Consider the following 16,824-nt stretch of genomic DNA (forward strand, 5'->3'; position numbering starts at 1 on the left):
CCCCCGCCTTGACCTGGGGCATGGCGCCGGGCAGCGTGGCGAAGCTGAACTGCGCCTCGCCCGTCATCACGGCGGTATTGGCCAGCGACCCGCCACGGTAGGGCACGTGCACGATGTCCAGATGCGCTTGCTGCGCGAACATGGCGCCGGCCAGGTGCACGGGAGAGCCATTGCCGCTCGATGAGTAGTTCATCTCGCCCGGCTTGGACTTGGCCAGCGCCACCAGGCCCGCCACGTCGGTGGCGGGCAGTTTGGGGTTGGCCACCAGCACCAGCGGAATCGAAGCCACCATCCCGACCGGCGCAAAGCCGCCCACGGGGTCATAGCCGAGCGACTTCTTGTACAGGGCCGGGTTGATGCCGTGGCTGGACACCGTGGCCATGAAGACCGTGTAGCCGTCGGGCGCGGCCTGCTGCACCGACGCCGCGGCGATATTGCCGGCCGCCCCCGGTTTGTTCTCCACGATGATGGACTGCTTGAGCGTCTTGCCCAGCTGTTCGGCCAGCGCGCGCGCCAGGATGTCGGTGGTGCCGCCGGCGGCATAGCCGATGACGATGCGTATGGGCTGTTCGGGATAGGCCGCCTGCGCGGCCGGCAGGGCCGATGCCAGCAGAAGGGCTGCCAGGGTTTGTTTCATGGAAGTCTCCGTAATCGTTTTTTTTTGGCCGCCACGCCCGGCCTGGCGTCCCGCGATGGGCGCGTGCGCCCGCCGCGTGGCGGGCGCACGCGGTCCTGCCGGCCGGGCCGGCATCCAACAACAATCCGGTACAGGGGAATCAGGTGCCGGTGAACACCGGCGCGCGCTTCTCGGCGAAGGCGCGCCGGCCCTCGCGGTAGTCATTGCTCTCGAAGCAGGCCAGCACCAGCTCGGTCATGGCCTGCATGTCGACCTGCGGCCCGAGCTGCTGCATCTGGCGGATCATCTTCTTTCCGGCCATGAGCGTGAGCGGCGCATTGGCGCCGATCTGGTCGATATACGTCTGCAGGGCCAGGTCCAGCTCGCCGGCTTGCGCCACTTTGTGCACCAGGCCCAGGTGCACGGCTTCGGCGGCCGTGTAGCGCGCCGCCGTCAGGAAGATCTCCAGCGCGCGGGCCGGCCCGGCGGCCGTGACCAGGTTGCGGATGGCCGTCATGCGATAGCCCAGGCCAAGCTTGCCGGCCGGGATGGCGAAACTGCTGTCTTCGGAGGCCACGCGCAAATCGCAGCACAGCGCGATGTTCAGCCCGCCGCCGATGCAGTATCCCTTGATGCGCGCGATGGTGGGCTTGTCATAGTCGTAGAGGGCCAGCTGGGCGGCCTCGGCCACGCGCTCATAAGCCTGCACCGCCTCCTCGCCCGAGCGCAGGGTATCGAACTGCGAGATATTGGCGCCGCTGACGAAGGCGCGCTCGCCCGCGCCGGTGAGCACGACCACGCGGATGGCCGGATCTTCGGCCAGCGCCTGCAAGGCGATAGGGATCCCCTCCCACATCGCGAAGGACACGGCGTTGTGCCGCGCCGGATCATTGAAGGTGATCCACCCGGCCGCGCCACGTTTTTCCACGATGAGATTCTCGGTGATGCGATCCTGCAAAATGCGCTGGCTATCCATGCTGGTGTCCGTCGCTGCGTGTGCGCAGCTGCGCCTGGCGGCGCAGCATGCCGTTGCTCAAATGCTCGCGCATCGCCGCGCGGGCGCCTTCGCTATCGCGCGCGGCGATAGCGTCGAAAATCCGGTGGTGCTCCTGTTCGACCTGGGCGATGCGTTCGGTGCCCGTGCTGCCATAGCGCAGCGTGCGCACCGCGTCGCCGATGGCCCGGCCGAACAGCGACAGCAGCCGCACAAAATACGGGTTGTTGCTGGCCTGGCAGACCGCCATATGGAAATCCAGCGCCCGGTCGGCCCCTTGGCGCCAGTCTTCGCGGGCCGCGTCCACCTGGGCCAGCGCGGCGCGCAGCGCCTCGAGCTGCGCCTCGCTGCGGTGCTGGGCCGCCAGGGCCGCGGCGCCGGCCTCGATCTCGACGCGCAGCTGGTAGATCTGCTCCAGCGCCTCGGCGCGCAGCAGGTCCTCGGGCAGGATCTCAAAATTGGCCTGCCCGCCCGCGGCCACGAAGCTGCCCACCCCGCGGCGCGTCTCCACATAGCCCGACAGCTTCAGGCGCGCGATGGCCTCGCGCACCACATTGCGGCTGACGCCGAAACGCTGGGCCAGCTCGAACTCGGTGGGCAGGCGCTGCCCCGGCTCGAAAGCCTGGCTGAGTATCTTCTGGCGGATCTGCTGCGCGATCTCGTCGGCCAGGTTCTCGGGCCGGTTGAGACTGCCGAACAGCGCATCGGACGCGGACGTTGCCATGGGAATCCTGAAGGAAGCGAAAGCCCCGATGGTGTCACACTGCCCCGACGGCGCGCAAACGCCCGCGCGCCGCCTCGTCCAGGCCCAGCCACAGCAGGATGTCGTCGGTATGCGCCCCGGTTTCGGGCGCCGGCGTCACCGGCCCGGGCTCGGTGTCGCCGAAGATGACGGGCTGGGCCAGGATATCGATCTCGCCGCGCTGCGGATGGGCGACCCGGCGCGTCACTTTCAGATGCCGCACCTGTTCGTTCTCGAACGTGCCGTCCATGCCCAGGATGGGGCCGCAAGGCACGCCAGCCGCGTTCAGGCGTTCTATCCACTCCGCGCTGCCGTGCCGGCGCGTGCGCGCCACGATCTCCGCATTGAGCGCCGCGCGATTCTCCACCCGCAGCCCCGCCGAGGCGAAACGCGGATCCTCCGCCAGGGCCGGCATCTCCAGCACCTCGCACAGCCGCGCGAACATGCTCGAACCCATGGCGGCGATATTGATATAGCCGTCGGCGGTGGGATAGACGCCGGTGGGCGAACTGGTCGGATGGTCATTGCCCGATTGCCCGGGCACTTCGCCGTCGATCAGCCAGCGCGTGGCCTGGAAATCCATCATCCAGATCTGCGACTGCAGCAGCGAGGTCTGTACCCAGCGTCCCTTGCCGGTCTGCTCGCGGTCCAGCAGCGCGATCAGGATGCCGATCGCCGCGAACAGGCCGGCGCTCAGATCGGCGATGGGGATCCCGGCCCGCATCGGCCCGCGCCCGGCCTCGCCGGTCACCGACATCAAGCCGCCCAGCCCCTGGGCGATCTGGTCCAGTCCCGGGCGGTCCGCATAAGGGCCGTCCTGGCCAAAGCCGGAAATGCTGGCGTAGACCAAGCCCGGATTGATGCGCGACAGCGAGGCATAGTCGATGCCCAGCTTGGCCTTGACCGAAGGCCGGTAATTCTCCACCAGCACATCGGCGCGCTTGACCAGCTCCAGGAAGACCGCCCGGCCCTCGGGATGCTTGAGATTGAGCGTCAGGCTGCGCTTGTTGCGATGCGTATTCTGGTAATCGCTGAACTTGGCCGCCCCGCCCGGCTTGTCGTCCTTGACCTCGCTGGGCTCCTCGATCTTGATCACATCGGCGCCCCAGTCGGCGAATTGCCGTACCGCCGCCGGTCCCGAGCGCACGCGCGACAGATCCAGGACCACAAAGCGCTTGAGCGGAGAAAACATCATGGGGGCTGTCTCGTCATCTAGTTGTTGGATGTTGGACATCCTACTTTGCAAGCGCCCGGCAGCAACATAGGGAAGAACCCGAAGGCGCGGCCGTGCCCGGCGCGCGGGTCCGGGAGGGGTCGTCCCGCCTAAACGGCTTGCGTCGGCTGGCGGCGCAGGGGGACCACGGCGCGCGCGCGCAACTGGCCACACCCGCCGTCCACATCCTGCCCGGCGCTATTCCTCACCTTGGCCAGCACCCCCCGGCGGTGCAGCTGGCGCGCCATCTCGCGGATGCGTTCGGCATCGGGGCGCTGGTAGTCATCCCCTTCGAGACTGTTGAAGGGAATGAGGTTGAGCACCCCGTACTTGCCCTTGAGCAGCCGCGCGATGGCATCGAGTTCATCATCGCCATCGTTCACGCCCTTGAGCAGCGTCCATTGATACTGGATCGGGTAGTCGGTGGCGCGGGCATATCGCTCGCCCAGTTCGATGAGCGCTTCCGGCGGAATTTTCGGCGCCCGCGGCAGCAGGTGCTCGCGCAGCCCGGCCTTGGTCGTGTGCAGCGACAGCGCCAGCGCGGGCTTGATGCGCTGGCGCGGCAGGGCGTCGAACACCCGCAAGTCGCCCACGGTGGAAAACACAAGACTCTTGTGGCCGATATTGCCTTCGGTGCCGAGCAGGTCGATGGCTTCGAGCACGTTGTCCAGATTGTGCGCCGGCTCGCCCATGCCCATGAAGACGACTTTTTTCACGGCGCGCAGGCGCCTTGCCAGCACGACCTGGGCGAGGATTTCCATGCTCGAGACCTGGCGCAGCAGACCGCTCTTGCCAGTCATGCAGAAGCGGCAGCCCACCGCGCAACCCACCTGGGTGGACACGCACAGCCCGCCGCGCGGCAACAGCACGCTTTCCACCATCTGCCCGTCGGCGAGTTCGACGAGCAAGCGCGAACCGTCGTGGCCGGCGTGCTCGGCGCGCACGCGGGCCAGGCCAGCCAGTTCCGCCGTCAAGGCGGGCACGGCGCCGCGCAGCGCGAGCGGCAGAAAATGCGCCGAGCGCTGGCGCCGCGTGCCGACATCCAGCGCCTGCCCTTGCAGCCAGGCGCGCACGAGCCGGCCGCGATGGACAGGCAGGGCGCCGAGAGCGGCGAGGCGTTGGTCGAAATCGGAAAAGCGCATGGGGAGCGGATTTTACCCTGCCCCCCGGCACGGCCGGCGGCCAGGATACACTGGGCATTCGAACGGAGGCATCCGCATGAAACCCCGCGTGACCGTCATCACCCTCGGCGTGGAAGACCTTGGCGTCTCCTTGCGCTTTTACCGGGATGGCCTGGGCCTGCCCACCGAGGGCATCATCGGCACCGAGTTCGAGCACGGCGCCGTTGTCTTCCTGGATCTGCAACCCGGCCTGCGCCTGGCGCTCTGGCCGCGCGCCAGCCTTGCACATGACACCGGCCTGGCGGCAGCGCCGTTCAACCCGACGCAAATGACGCTGGGTCACAACGTCTCGTCAAAGACCGACGTCGACAGCGTCATGGCCCAGGCCGGCGCGGCCGGCGCGACGATCGTCAAAGCGCCGCACGACACGTTCTGGGGCGGGTATTCCGGTTATTTCCAGGATCCTGACGGGCATCTCTGGGAAATCGTCTGGAATCCGCAGTGGCCGGCGTGATGGCCGGCCCTCCCGCGGCAAAGCGCGCACGCGCGCCAGCCCGCCCTTACTCGAAGGCCTTTTTCTTCCAGAGTTCCCAGGGCCGGTTCATCACGCCGGCCATCATCTCGTCGGCCAGCCGCGCCTCTTCGGCGGTCAGGAAGGTGATGTCCCCGTTCAGGCCGATGGCCTTTTGCTGCATGCCGGCGTTCATCTCGGTGTAGACGGCGCGGTAGACAGCGGTGGGAATGCCCGGGCCCACGGCGACAAAGCCGTGGCCGCGCATGAGCGAGATATGGCCGTCGCCCAGGGTCTTGGCCAGTTCGCGGCCATGGTCGCGGTTGCGCACCAGCATGTCGGTATGGCCGAAGCAGCAGGCGATGTCGAACACCGGCGCGCCGCCGCCCAGAAAACCCGCCATGTGGTAGATGGGCCGCAGCCGCACCGAGGAGCCGGCAAACGGGATCACCGAGGGCGAGTGGCTGTGCACGACGGCGTTCACATCGGGGCGGGCGCGATAGATCTCGCCGTGGATGTAGCGTTCGAGATAGGGCTTGCGGTCATCGGCGCCAGCCACCTCGGAGTCCATGCCGAACTCCATGATGTCGTCGGCCGTGACCAGCTCGGGAGCCAGCGAGCGCGACAGGAAGAAGCGCGTGGGGTCCTGGGGGTTGCGCACGCTGACGTGGCCGAAGCCGTCCAGCACGCCGAAGCGGGCCAGCACGCGGTTGGCAACGACCAGGTCGTCGATGCAGCTCTTGATTTCTGCGTTCATCGTCTTTCCTTGCGGCGTTATTCGAGGGTGATGCCGGACTGCTTGGACAGCGCGTCGTACATGCTCAGGTCCTTGCCGATCTGCTCGGCCATCGCCGCCGAGCCGGTCTTCTCGATTTCGTAATAGCGGTCGCGGAATTCCTTCTGCACCGCCGGATCGGCCATGGTGGCGGTCACGGCCTTCTCGAACGTTTCCTTCACGTCCTGGGGCAGTCCTTGCGGCGCGAACAGGCCGAACCAGACCGAGATGTCCAGGTCGCCGAAGGGCGGGGTCTCGGCGATGGCCGGAATGCCGGGCATGAAGGAGACGCGCTTGGACGAGGCCACGGCCAGCAGGCGCAGCTTGCCGGCGTCGGCATGCGGCGCCAGGTTGGGGATGGTGCTGAAAAGGATGGGCACCTGGTTGCCCAGGCCGTCATTGACCGCCGGCGCGCAACCCTTGTAGGGCACGTGCACGATGTCCAGCTTGGCCGACTGCTTGAAGGACTCGCCGGTGAAATGCTGCGGCGTGCCGTTGCCGCAGGAGGAGTAGCTCAGGCGGTCGCCGTTCTTCTTGATGTAGTCGACCAGCTCCGGCACGGTCTTGGCCGGCACGGCCTGGTTCACGCCCAGGGCCACGGGCGCGCTCACCAGCAGGGACACCGGCGCCAGCGTCTTGCGCACGTCGGGCGTGCCGCGCATGTTCAGCGCCGCGTTGATGGTCAGCGTGCTGTTGGTCAGCAGGAAGGTATAGCCATCGGCCGGCGCGCGCGCGACCTGGCCGGCGCCGATATTGCCCGAGGCGCCCGCCTTGTTGTCCACGATGACGGTCTGGCCGCCCAGGTGGGCGGGCAGCTTGGAGGCCATCAGGCGCGCCACCACATCGGCGCCGCCGCCGGCGGCAAAGGGCACGATGAGGGTGATGGGGCGGCTGGGATAGGCGTCGGCGGCCTGGGCCGGGGCAAGGACGCTCAGCAGGGCCAGGGCAAGGGCGTGCCTCGCCCCGCGCAGCAGCTTGGCTGTGGGCATGGTTTGTCTCCGCATAGGACTTTTTAGAGTGCCGCCATTATGGGGAGGCAGCCATGCCGGTTCAAATCATATTTTCTTATTATCCATACGAAGATTCGTATGCCTGGGACGGCGCCTGCCTGGACACCCGCCTGGCGCTGGCCGGCCGCGCGCGGAACTTGCGCCCGCGGCCGCCGGTTTGTCCCGCGGCCGCGATTTCCCTATAGTCTCGCCTTTTGGCGCCGGCGTTTGCCGCCGTCGCCGCATCCCTGGCCACAGGAGCCGACCATGAGCGCATCCGCCACCCCGCCCGCCACCGCCACCGACCCGCAAGCCCTGGGCGACCTGGCGCTGAACGCCGCCCACATCGCGCTGTTCGCCATGCGCCAGCAAAAACCACAAGAAGCGCTGGGCGTGCTGGAGGACGTGGCCGACTCGCTGCTGCAATATCTGGCCAAGCACCTGGCGCTGCCGGCCGAGGGCAAGGCCGCGGCCAAGAAGCGCATCACCGACACGCTGCACCTGGCGCTGGCCGTGACCAAGGGCAGCAAGATCTGAGCCGCCTATAGCCGCGCCAGCCAGTCCCGGACGCGCCCGGCCAGCGCCAGGCTGTTGCGGTCCATCATCAGCATGTGCGAATTGCCTTCGTGGCCCATCTCGGGCAGCCGCCATAGCGTGACGCTGGGGTGGCGGGCCGCGAAGGCCTCGATGCGCGCCCGCATATGGGGCCAGCGGGCGTCCTCGTCCATGTTGTCGCCCATCAGGATGAGCGTGGGCGTGCGGTAGTCGGCGCCGGGCGGCAGGGCCGGGATACTGGCCGGCTCAAGGGCCACCACGGCGCGCACCTGCCCGGGCATTTCCTGCGCCAGGCGCAAGCCGAACACCCCGGCCTGGGAATGACAGACCAGCGTGGCGCGGCCGACGCGGCGCAGGAAGGCCCGGTAGGCGTCCAGGATGGCGGCGTCCGTATGGGCCCAGCGCGGCACCATCTGCGCGGCCAGCGCGCCGAAGGCCTGCAGGGGGAACTGCTGCCTGGCGTAGGCGCCCTGCCCCGGCCGCGAGCCGGGCGGCCCGAGACGGAAGCGGGTATAGACGTCCTCCTGGGTCTGGATAATGGCCGGCTCCGGCCAGACATGCGAGGCATGGCCGGCGCGGCCGCGCTCGACCGCATCGCAAAGATAGGCATCCCAGCCCTCGGCCAGGAAGTAATGCAGCCAGCCGGGCCGGCCGTCGGGCGTGGTCTCCCAGGCTGCCCCCGTCATGCCGCCGCCGTGCCAGAACGCCAAGGGTTCGCGGCCGTTGGGCGGATCGCACAGAAAGTACTGCGCGTACATCTGCTCGACGCGATAGTGGCCATTGGGGTTGAGCGGCACGGGCTGGCCGCCTTCGGCCAGCACGACTTCACGCCGGGGCAGGCCGCTGAGTTCGATCTCGCGCCCGCCGACATGGAAGGACCCCATGTCGCGCAGGCGCAGTGGCTTGGGCAGTGTCATTCAGCTCGGATGTGGTTGCGTTCGATGACGGTTTTCCAGCGCGCGCGCTCCTCGGCCAGGAATCCGGCCAGCGGCACCTCGGGCGCGGCCTGCACACCCAGCTCGCGCATGCGGGCCGCCACCTCGGGCGCGGCCAGCGAGGCGGTGAAGGCCGCGCGCAGCTTCTCGATCGCCGCCGGCGGCGTGCCGGCCGGCGCCAGGATGCCGAACCAGGGCGTGATCAGGAAACCGGGCAGGCCGGCCTCGGCGAACGTGGGCACCTCGGGAATGGAGGCCGAGCGCGTCTCGCTGGCCACGGCCAGGGCGCGCAGCTTGCCGGCCCGGATGCTGGGCAGGGAGGCCGGCAGGTTGTCGAAATACATATCGACCTGGCCGCCCAGCAGGTCGGCGGCCACCTGCCCCGCGCCCTTGTAGGGGATGTGGGCGATGTCCACGCCGGCGCGCTGCTTGAACAGCTCGGTCGCCAGGTGGGCCGAGCCGCCGATGCCGGACGACGCCGAGTTCAGGGCGCCCGGATGGGCCTTGGCGTAGGCGATGAGTTCGCCCACCGTCCGGGCGGGCACGTTGGGATTGACCACCAGCACGCTGGGCACGGTGCCCAGCATCGCCACGGGCGCGAAATCCTTCTGGATGTCATAGGGCGGCGGCTGGTAGAGCGAGGGCGCGACCGCGCAGCCGAAGGCGCACATCAGCAGCGTCTGCCCGTCGGCCGGCGCGCGCATGACGGCCTGCGCGCCGATATTGCCGCCGGCGCCGGCGCGGTTTTCGATGATGAGCGGCTGGCCCAGGCGGGCCGCCATGGGCTCGCTCAGAATGCGCGCCAGGATGTCCGGCGTGCCGCCGGCCGGGAAAGGCACGACCAGCGTGATGGGCCGGTCGGGATAGCCGGCGGCCTGCGCCGCGCCAGCCAGGACCATGGCCGCGGCGCCGTGGCGCAGCGCCGCCCACAGGCCGCGCGCATAGCGGGAATACATGCTCAAGTCTCCTCGGGACGGTCCGGCCATGCAAGGACCGGACTTCATGGCCCCACTGTAGCGGCGCCGTGCGCGCGCGCCCAATGCCGATTGGTCAAGTCCGCCATACCATTTTCGCTATGCTATGGCCCTGTCTTTTCTTCATGCGCATGGACCATGAGCGATAGCCCTGCCCTGCCCGCCCTGCGGCGGCTGGATATGAATCTGCTGCTGACCTTCGATGCGCTGATGCGCACGCGCAGCGCCACGGCGGCCTCGCGCCAGCTGCACAAGACGCAACCGGCCATCAGCCGCGAGCTGGCCCGGCTGCGGCGCCGGCTGGACGACCCGCTGCTGATCGTGGTCAAGGGCCGTTTCGTGCCGACCGAAAGAGCGCTGGAGCTGCATGCCGCCGTGCACGGCGCGCTGCTCAGCCTGGACGCGGCGCTGCGCCCGCCCGCGGCCTTCGATCCCGCCCGCGCCACGGGCATGGTGAATATCGGCCTGGGCGCGCACAGCGAGTTTCTGCTGGCCGGGCCTCTCATGCAGCGACTGCACCAGCAGGCGCCTGGCCTGGTGCCGCGCTTCCAGGCCATCCATGGCGCGGTCCAGGCCGATGACCTGGATGCCGGGCGGCTCGATCTGGCGGTGGGCCTGTTCGGGCCGATGCCCGCCCGTTTCCACGATGAATCGCTGCTGCGCGAGCGCCGCGTCTGCGTGCTATCGGCGCGCCACCCGCTGGCCGCGCGCAAACAGCTCAGGCTGGCCGACCTGGCCGGCCTGCGCTGGTTCGCGTTCTCGCAGATGTACGGCCACGAAACCCAGCTGGAGCGCGCGATGAAGCCGCTGGCGCCGGGCGAACGTATCCAGTTTTCCGCCTTTCTGTCGGATTTCGGCGCAGCGCCCTACGTCATCGTGGACAGCGACTACGCCACCACCATGCCGGCCAGCGTGGCGCGCCGCCATGCGTGCCATTTCGCGCTGGCCATTCTCGAGCTGCCGCCGCCCCTGCGCGACATCGAGCTGCGCATGGTGTGGCCACGCCGCCTGCACACCTCGCCGCTGCATGCCTGGCTGCGCGAACAACTGCGCCAGGTGCTGGCCGGCCAAGTCTCGGCGCCTCAGCCTTCGCCGCGCCGGCGGATGGGGAATTCCATCTCGGCATAGCGCACGAAGCGCGATCCGCGGACCAGGCGATAGCCGCCCCAGATGAGGAAAAACAGCGGGATGCCGATATAGGTGGCGGCCGCGCCCGTCCAGTCGATCCGGTCCTGCAGGAAGGCCTGGTAGTTCTGCCCCAGGGTGATGACCAGGCAGAGCGTGAAGGCAAACAGCGGGCCAAAAGGGAAATAGGGCGAAACATAGGGCAGCGCATCCAGCCTGCCGCCCTGGGCCAGGTAGCCGCGCCGGAAGCGGTAGTGGCTGATGGCGATGCCCAGCCAGGCGATGAAACCCGTCATGCCCGAGGTGTTCAGCAGCCAGATATAGACCTCGTTGGGGCTGAACAGAAAGGACAGGAAGCACAGCGCCGCGATGGCGGTCGTGGCCAGCAGCGCCATGATGGGCACCCCCTGGGCAGAGACGCGGCCGAAGACGGCCGGCGCCTTGCCTTCGCACGCCAGCGCGTGGAGCATGCGCGTGGCGGCATACATGCCCGAGTTGCCGGCCGACAGCACCGAGGTCAGCACCACGGCGTTCATGATGGAAGCGGCGGCCAGCAGGCCGGCGCGGTCGAAGATGAGGGCGAAGGGGCTGACCGCGATATCGCCCACCTCGTTGCGCAGCAACTGGGGATCGGTATAGGGAATCAGCAGGCCGATCACGCCGATGGCCAGCACATAGAAGAGCAGGATGCGCCAGAACACCTGGCGCACCGCGCGCGGCAGGTCGCGCGCGGGATTCTTGGACTCGCCGGCCGCGATGCCGATCAGCTCGGTGCCCTGGAAGGAAAAGCCCACCACCATGGCCACGCCGATCAGGGCGGCGAAGCCGCCGGCAAACGGCGCATCGCCCACGGTCCAGTTATGCCAGCCGCCGGTCTCGCCGCCGCGCACGATGCCCAGCAGCATCAGCACACCCATGGCGATGAAGGCCAGCACGGCGATCACCTTGACCAGCGCGAACCAGAACTCGGCCTCGCCGAAGCCGCGCGCCGACAGCGCGTTCAGGCCGAAGGTGATGGCCAGGAAGAGCGCGCTCCAATAGACGCCCGGCACGTCCGGGAACCAATAGGCCATCACCAGCTGCGCGGCCACCAGGTCCACGGCCACGGTGACGGCCCAGTTGTACCAATAGTTCCAGCCCAGGGCGAAGCCGAAGCCTGGCTCGACATAGCGGGCGCCATAGGTGGCGAAAGACCCGGACACCGGCATGCTGGCGGCCAGCTCGCCCAGGCTGGTCATGATGAAGTAGACCATGAGGCCGACCAGGCCGTAGGCCAGCAGGGCGCCGCCCGGGCCGGCCTGGGCAATGGTGTTGCCCGAGGCCACGAACAGGCCGGTGCCGATGGAGCCGCCCACCGCGATCATGGAAAGATGGCGCGCCGACAGCGTGCGCCTCAGGCCGGACGGCGTGCTGACCGATGCGGCGGGCATGCCTTGCGCCCGGCGGGAAGGGGTTGAAGTCAAGACTATCCTCCGGCGGCGGCCGCCAGGCGGCCGGAAAACCGGCGAGCATAACCCAAACCTGCCCGCCCCAGCCCGCCCACCTATATCCCGAGAAAGACGAAAGGCGGGCTGTCCTCGAAGGCCGCGTTGGCCATGCCCGCCTGCGCGCGGCCCTGGTCGGGCCCCAGGTCGAGCTTCTTGACCTTGCCGGTCCCGGCCGAGAAATCCACCTGCTTGAGGTCTACCCAGAAGATATTGGGGCTGACGGCCGACTCGAAAAAATAGAGCTTGCGCTTGTGGTCCACCACGGTGCGCCATCGGGTCGAGGAGATGTTGGGCTGGTCGGGCGTGGTGATGCCAAAGGGCACCGAGGCATTGCGTATCACGCTGAACACGCTGGCCAGGGCCATGTCCGGATTCTCGCTCTTGGGAATGGCGTTGATATAGAACATGGCGCGCGCATAGCGGTCGGCCGAGCGGTTGGTGCCCGGCAGCATGACCGTGCCGCCGATCTCGCGCCAATAGGCTTCCTGCGCCAGCTGGCGCTCGAAGATGGGCGAGTTGGTCATGACCTGGTAGTCGCGCGAATGATGGATGACCTGCTTGCCGCCGATGTACTCGATGATGGCGCTGTCGCCCGTGCTGTCGGACAGCGACAGGTGCAGCGTGGCCAGCCGGCTTTCGCCCGGCACCTTGTCGGTGACGATCGTGAAGGGCTCTTGCTCCAGGGCCGCCACCGCCTCCTGCACGGAGGCATAGTTGTCGAGCACATATTGCGCCCAGGCGGCCAGGGACAGCGGCGGTTTGTTGCCGTCCGGCTTGGGATATTCCGACTCCACCAGCCACAGCAGATTGGCCGCCAGGCCGGCCTCGTTCACGCCGTCCGTGGTGGAGACGTCATAGCCGCTGGCGATGACGCTGCCGTACTTGGAAGTCCAGCGCAGCGTGCCGGGGCCGCCCGCGCCATCGCGCGCCATGCCGCGCGGGAAGATCCACAGGTTGGTGCCCACATCGACCTTCCAGTCCATGGAGCGGGCCGTGATGATATTGCCGGCCGGTCCCAGGTAGACCACGCGCGTGCAGGCATAGGCAAGCAGCGGCGCGCTCAGCAGCGCGGCCGCGGCCAGGCGCGCGGTCCAGGACGCGCGGGGCGATCGGGTGTTTTGCAATGCGGCTCCCGTTGGCGGGGCGACGCCCGCCCTCGGCCGACATTACTCCAAGCCGCGGCCAAGGCGCAAACCGGGCGATCAGCCCGGCAGTACGCCGGGCTCGTCCTGCTTCTGCGCCGTGCCGCGATAACAAGAACGGCCGGCCTGCTTGGCCTCGTACAGCGCGCGGTCGGCGCGTTCGAGCAGGACCTCCAGCGCCGTGCCGTCCTGCGGATAGCGGGCGATGCCCACCGAGGCGCTCACCGGCGGGCTCACATCGGGAAAGGGATAGGACAGCACCGCGATCAGCAAGGTCGCGACCCGCGCCGCCGCGGCCGCGTCGGCGCCCGGCAGGAGGATGGCGAACTCATCGCCGCCCAGCCGCGCGACCACATCGCTGCCGCGCACGGTGTCGACCATGCGCTTGCCCGCCTGCGTGAGGACACGGTCGCCCGCCGCATGCCCATGCCGGTCATTGACGCCCTTGAAGCCGTCCAGGTCGAGCATGAGCAGGGCCACCGGGCGTTTTTCGCGCTCGGCCGCGCGCAGGGTCAGCTGCGCCAGCTCGCGGAACAGCAGGCGGTTGCTCAGCCCGGTGAGCGGGTCGTGATAGGCCTGCTCGCGCGTGCGCGCCAGGGTGCGCGACGCGCGCACCAGCGCGGCGCCAAGCTCTTCGGTTTCACGAAAGGCCGTCCCGGCCACCGAGACCGGCGCGCCGCGCCCCAGGGCTTCGGCCGGCGCGATCAGGCCGCGCACCGACCGGGTGATGGCGCGCGCCAGGATATAGGCCACCGCGAGCGCCGCGGCCAGGACCACCAGGCCGGCCAGCAGGCCCAGCGACATGGACCGGTACAGCCCGGCGCGCAAGACGGCCGCGGGCGCGCCGACGGCCACCGTGCCGGCGGACGTATGCGTGAAAGCGGTCAGGGCCGGCACCCCCTCCAGGGTAAGGGTCTCCAGCGTGCCTTCGGCACGTTCGCGCGTGGCCTGCACCAGGGCGGGAACGGCCAAACCGCCCACGAAGCGGCGGTCATCGCGCGAACGGGCCACGATGCGGCCGTCCTTATCGAGCACCGCGGTCACCCAGCCTTCGCCCAGGGGATAGCGCTGCAAAGCCTGGCTCAGGCGTCCGGAACCGATCTGCGCGTAAAGGCCATGGCCGTCCCGGCCCGCCAAGCGCACCGGCAGGCCCATGAGTATGCAGGCGCGCTGCGGCACGGCGCTGGCCAGCACGCCCGAGACCACGAGCCCGTCCTCGCGCAGCGCGCCGGCCAGCAGGGTATCGGGAATGCGCGCGGGGCATTGCGTGTCGCCTTCGGCCAGGAGGACGCGGCCCTGCCCGTCGGCCAGCACGAAACCGTCCACGCCCTGCAAACGCATGATCTGCAGCATGCGCCCGCCCAGGCCCCGCAGGTCGCCGCCGCGCAGCTCATCCGCGGCCGCCAGCATGCGCAGCCCGGCCTGGACACCGTTCTGCTCGTGCTCCAGGCCCGAGCCTATCGCCCGCGCCGTCTCGACGACGGATTGATAGACCTGCCTGGCGCGCAGGGCGTAGTCCTCATAGGCGACCGCCGCGGCGACCAGGCAGGCCGGCATGGCGCAGACCGTGCCCAACAACAGCAAGGCCTGCTTCAGGGTCATGCGCCGCCGAGCGGTCCAGAGCGATAAAGAACCATCATCCATGACGAGCGCCTTCCAAGGGGCCTGTGCCCATGGCGGGCACAGGTCCAGTGTAGGCAACGCAGGTCAACAAAGCGTCAAATGCCTGTGGCGCTTACATTAATTTCGGCAAGGCGGGCTTTCTTATCGCCGCATATCGGTTTATTGCCGCCCTGCCCAGGCTTCAGGCCTCCAGCAGCACATCCTCCAGGCCCCTGGTCAGTTCGAGGGCCTGGCGTTCGAAGAGGCGCCGGTAGATGCCTCCCTCGCGCCGGATGAGCATGTCGTGGCTGCCTTCTTCGACGACCTTGCCGTGATCCATCACCAGCAGGCGGTCCAGGGCGCGCACCGTGGACAGGCGGTGGGCCACGACCAGCGTGGTGCGTCCTTGCATCAGCCGCGTCATGGCTTCCTGGATCAGGACTTCGCTTTCGCTGTCCAGGCTGGACGTCGCCTCGTCCAGGATCAGGATGGGCGCATCGGCCAGGAAGGCGCGCGCGATGGCCACGCGCTGGCGCTCGCCGCCTGACAGCTTCACGCCGCGCTCGCCCACCAGCGTCTCATAGCCCTTGGGCAGCGCCATGATGAAATCATGGGCGCTGGCCTGGCGCGCGGCCTCCTCGATCTCGGCGCGCGAGGCGTCCGGGCGCGCATAGGCGATGTTCTCGGCCAGCGTCCGGTGAAACAGGATGGGCTCCTGCTGCACGATGGCGATCTGCCGCCGCAGCGAGGCCTGCTTGACCTGGGCGATGTCCTGCCCGTCTATGGTGATGCGGCCGGCGTCGACGTCATACAGCCGCTGGATGAGCTTGATGAAGGTCGTCTTGCCCGAGCCCGAATGTCCCACCAGGCCGATACGTTCGCCCGGCGCGATGCGCATGGAGAAGTCCTCGTACAGCGGCTGCTGCTGGGCCCCGTAGCGGAAGGTGACGTGGTCGAAGCGGATCTCGCCGTCGCCGACCTTGATGGCGCGCGCGCCCGGCCGGTCGTCCACGCCCAGCGGCTGGCGATCCAGCATGACCAGTTCTTCCATGTCGTTGACCGAGCGCTGCAGATTGCGCAGGTCCATGCCGACTTCGCGCAGATAGCCCTTGAGAACGAAGAACATCGTCATCGCAAAGGTGATGTCGCCCACGCTGGCCTTGTCATTGGCCCAGAGATAGAGCGACGCGCCCATCATGGCGGCCTGCATGGCCGTCATCATGGCGCCTTGCAGGCCGCCATTGATGGTGGCGCGCACCCAGGAGCGGCGCGTGCGCGCCCGCCATTTGGCGATCACGCCTTCGAGCCGGGTTTCCTCGCGCGCCTCGGCGCCGAAGGCCTTGACCACCGCGTTGCAGCTGATGGCGTCGGCCAGCGCGCCGCCCATGCGGGTATCCCAGGCATTGGACAGGCGCGCGGCCGGCGCCACGAAGCGCAGCGTCATGAGGACGGTGATGCCGATGTACAGCACCGCGCCCAGGCCCACCACCAGGCCCATCACCGGCCAGGTCAAGCCCAGCAGGACGGTCGCGCCCACCAGCATCACGAACGAGGGCAGCAAGGCCGTGAGCAGCGTGTCGTTCAGCAGGTCGACCGCCCACATGCCGCGCGTGATCTTGCGCACCGTGGAGCCGGCGAAGCTGTTGGCATGCCAGTCCGAAGACAGGCGCTGCACGCGGTGGAAGGAGTCGGTGGCCATGCCGCGCATCATGCCCAGGGTAAAGGGAATGATGTTCTGGAATGCCGCCTGGCGCAGCAGCGTGCCGCCCACGCCCAGCGCCACCAGCAGCCAGAAGGCGGCCAGCGCGGCGTGCCAGGCGCTCTCATCGCCCGGCGCGCCCGATGCCACGGCGTCGACCAGGCGGCCGGCATACATGGGGGTGAGCACGTCGGCCACGGCCGACAGCAGGGCCATCACGGCCACGATGCTCAGGCGCCAGGGCTGCTTGGCCCAGTGGCGGAAAGTGAATCCCAGCACATTGCGGAATGTCTGGCCACGTCGTTCTTTGTAGGTTCTAGCCATATTGGATAAACCGGCCGTCA

16 protein-coding genes are annotated in these 16,824 nt (G+C 68.6%); 3 read left to right on the forward strand and 13 right to left on the reverse strand.

Features of this window, described 5'->3' with window-relative positions:
• The 5 genes from AXA74_RS18810 to AXA74_RS18830 form a co-directional block, all read right to left on the reverse strand.
• Window positions 1-637, reverse strand: a 637-nt coding sequence (locus AXA74_RS18810; RefSeq protein ID WP_060833244.1) for a Bug family tripartite tricarboxylate transporter substrate binding protein, incomplete at its 3' end; no start/stop codon positions are given.
• 139 nt (window positions 638-776) lie between these two features.
• Window positions 777-1,592 carry an enoyl-CoA hydratase gene (locus tag AXA74_RS18815; RefSeq protein WP_029581330.1) on the reverse strand — a complete coding sequence of 272 codons (816 nt, stop codon included), beginning with the start codon at window positions 1,590-1,592 and terminating at the stop codon, window positions 777-779.
• Window positions 1,585-2,334 carry a FadR/GntR family transcriptional regulator gene (locus AXA74_RS18820; protein ID WP_029581331.1) on the reverse strand — a complete coding sequence of 250 codons (750 nt, stop codon included), beginning with the start codon at window positions 2,332-2,334 and terminating at the stop codon, window positions 1,585-1,587. The genes AXA74_RS18815 and AXA74_RS18820 overlap by 8 nt, the downstream gene beginning before the upstream one ends.
• Before the next feature lie 34 nt (window positions 2,335-2,368).
• Window positions 2,369-3,547: a CaiB/BaiF CoA transferase family protein gene (locus tag AXA74_RS18825; protein WP_029581332.1), complete on the reverse strand. Its 1,179-nt coding sequence runs from the start codon at window positions 3,545-3,547 to the stop codon at window positions 2,369-2,371.
• A 128-nt stretch (window positions 3,548-3,675) separates the two neighbouring features.
• Window positions 3,676-4,707: an RNA methyltransferase gene (locus tag AXA74_RS18830; RefSeq protein ID WP_032979445.1), complete on the reverse strand. Its 1,032-nt coding sequence runs from the start codon at window positions 4,705-4,707 to the stop codon at window positions 3,676-3,678.
• A 76-nt stretch (window positions 4,708-4,783) separates the two neighbouring features.
• Between AXA74_RS18830 and AXA74_RS18835 the strand changes: the two genes are divergently transcribed.
• A complete protein-coding gene (locus tag AXA74_RS18835; RefSeq protein ID WP_032955422.1) occupies window positions 4,784-5,200 on the forward strand; it encodes a VOC family protein in 417 nt (138 codons plus the stop codon).
• Window positions 5,201-5,246: 46 nt separating this feature from the next.
• Here the strand turns inward: AXA74_RS18835 and AXA74_RS18840 are convergent, their stop codons facing one another.
• Together AXA74_RS18840 and AXA74_RS18845 are read right to left on the reverse strand one after the other, a co-directional pair.
• Window positions 5,247-5,954 carry a class II aldolase/adducin family protein gene (locus AXA74_RS18840; protein WP_032955421.1) on the reverse strand — a complete coding sequence of 236 codons (708 nt, stop codon included), beginning with the start codon at window positions 5,952-5,954 and terminating at the stop codon, window positions 5,247-5,249.
• A gap of 17 nt (window positions 5,955-5,971) precedes the next feature.
• Window positions 5,972-6,961, reverse strand: a complete 990-nt coding sequence (locus tag AXA74_RS18845; RefSeq protein ID WP_048940288.1) for a tripartite tricarboxylate transporter substrate binding protein — start codon at window positions 6,959-6,961, stop codon at window positions 5,972-5,974.
• Between the two features lie 267 nt (window positions 6,962-7,228).
• On the opposite strand from AXA74_RS18845, the gene AXA74_RS18850 reads away from it, so the two are divergent.
• A complete protein-coding gene (locus AXA74_RS18850; protein ID WP_029581337.1) occupies window positions 7,229-7,498 on the forward strand; it encodes a hypothetical protein in 270 nt (89 codons plus the stop codon).
• A 5-nt stretch (window positions 7,499-7,503) separates the two neighbouring features.
• Here AXA74_RS18850 and AXA74_RS18855 read toward each other — a convergent pair whose 3' ends face one another.
• Window positions 7,504-8,433 (reverse strand): alpha/beta hydrolase family protein, encoded by a 930-nt coding sequence (locus AXA74_RS18855; RefSeq protein ID WP_032979444.1) that lies wholly within the window; start codon window positions 8,431-8,433, stop codon window positions 7,504-7,506.
• Window positions 8,430-9,407, reverse strand: a complete 978-nt coding sequence (locus AXA74_RS18860; protein WP_029581339.1) for a tripartite tricarboxylate transporter substrate binding protein — start codon at window positions 9,405-9,407, stop codon at window positions 8,430-8,432. The genes AXA74_RS18855 and AXA74_RS18860 overlap by 4 nt, the downstream gene beginning before the upstream one ends.
• A gap of 156 nt (window positions 9,408-9,563) precedes the next feature.
• On the opposite strand from AXA74_RS18860, the gene AXA74_RS18865 reads away from it, so the two are divergent.
• Complete coding sequence (locus AXA74_RS18865; RefSeq protein ID WP_048940289.1) at window positions 9,564-10,553, forward strand: LysR family transcriptional regulator; 990 nt, start codon at window positions 9,564-9,566, stop codon at window positions 10,551-10,553.
• Here AXA74_RS18865 and AXA74_RS18870 read toward each other — a convergent pair.
• From AXA74_RS18870 to AXA74_RS18885, 4 genes are all read right to left on the reverse strand, one after another.
• Window positions 10,508-11,980 (reverse strand): amino acid permease, encoded by a 1,473-nt coding sequence (locus AXA74_RS18870; protein ID WP_032955418.1) that lies wholly within the window; start codon window positions 11,978-11,980, stop codon window positions 10,508-10,510. The two genes, AXA74_RS18865 and AXA74_RS18870, sit on opposite strands and share 46 nt — an antisense overlap.
• Window positions 11,981-12,093: 113 nt before the next feature.
• A complete protein-coding gene (locus AXA74_RS18875; RefSeq protein WP_048940290.1) occupies window positions 12,094-13,161 on the reverse strand; it encodes a linear amide C-N hydrolase in 1,068 nt (355 codons plus the stop codon).
• Between the two features lie 78 nt (window positions 13,162-13,239).
• Window positions 13,240-14,781 carry a GGDEF domain-containing protein gene (locus AXA74_RS18880; protein WP_048940291.1) on the reverse strand — a complete coding sequence of 514 codons (1,542 nt, stop codon included), beginning with the start codon at window positions 14,779-14,781 and terminating at the stop codon, window positions 13,240-13,242.
• Window positions 14,782-14,983: 202 nt separating this feature from the next.
• Complete coding sequence (locus AXA74_RS18885) at window positions 14,984-16,804, reverse strand: ABC transporter ATP-binding protein (protein ID WP_080700976.1); 1,821 nt, start codon at window positions 16,802-16,804, stop codon at window positions 14,984-14,986.
• Window positions 16,805-16,824: the final 20 nt, after the last annotated feature.

Source organism: Bordetella hinzii LMG 13501 (genome assembly GCF_001548475.1).
GTDB classification, from domain to species: Bacteria; Pseudomonadota; Gammaproteobacteria; order Burkholderiales; family Burkholderiaceae_B; genus Bordetella; species Bordetella hinzii.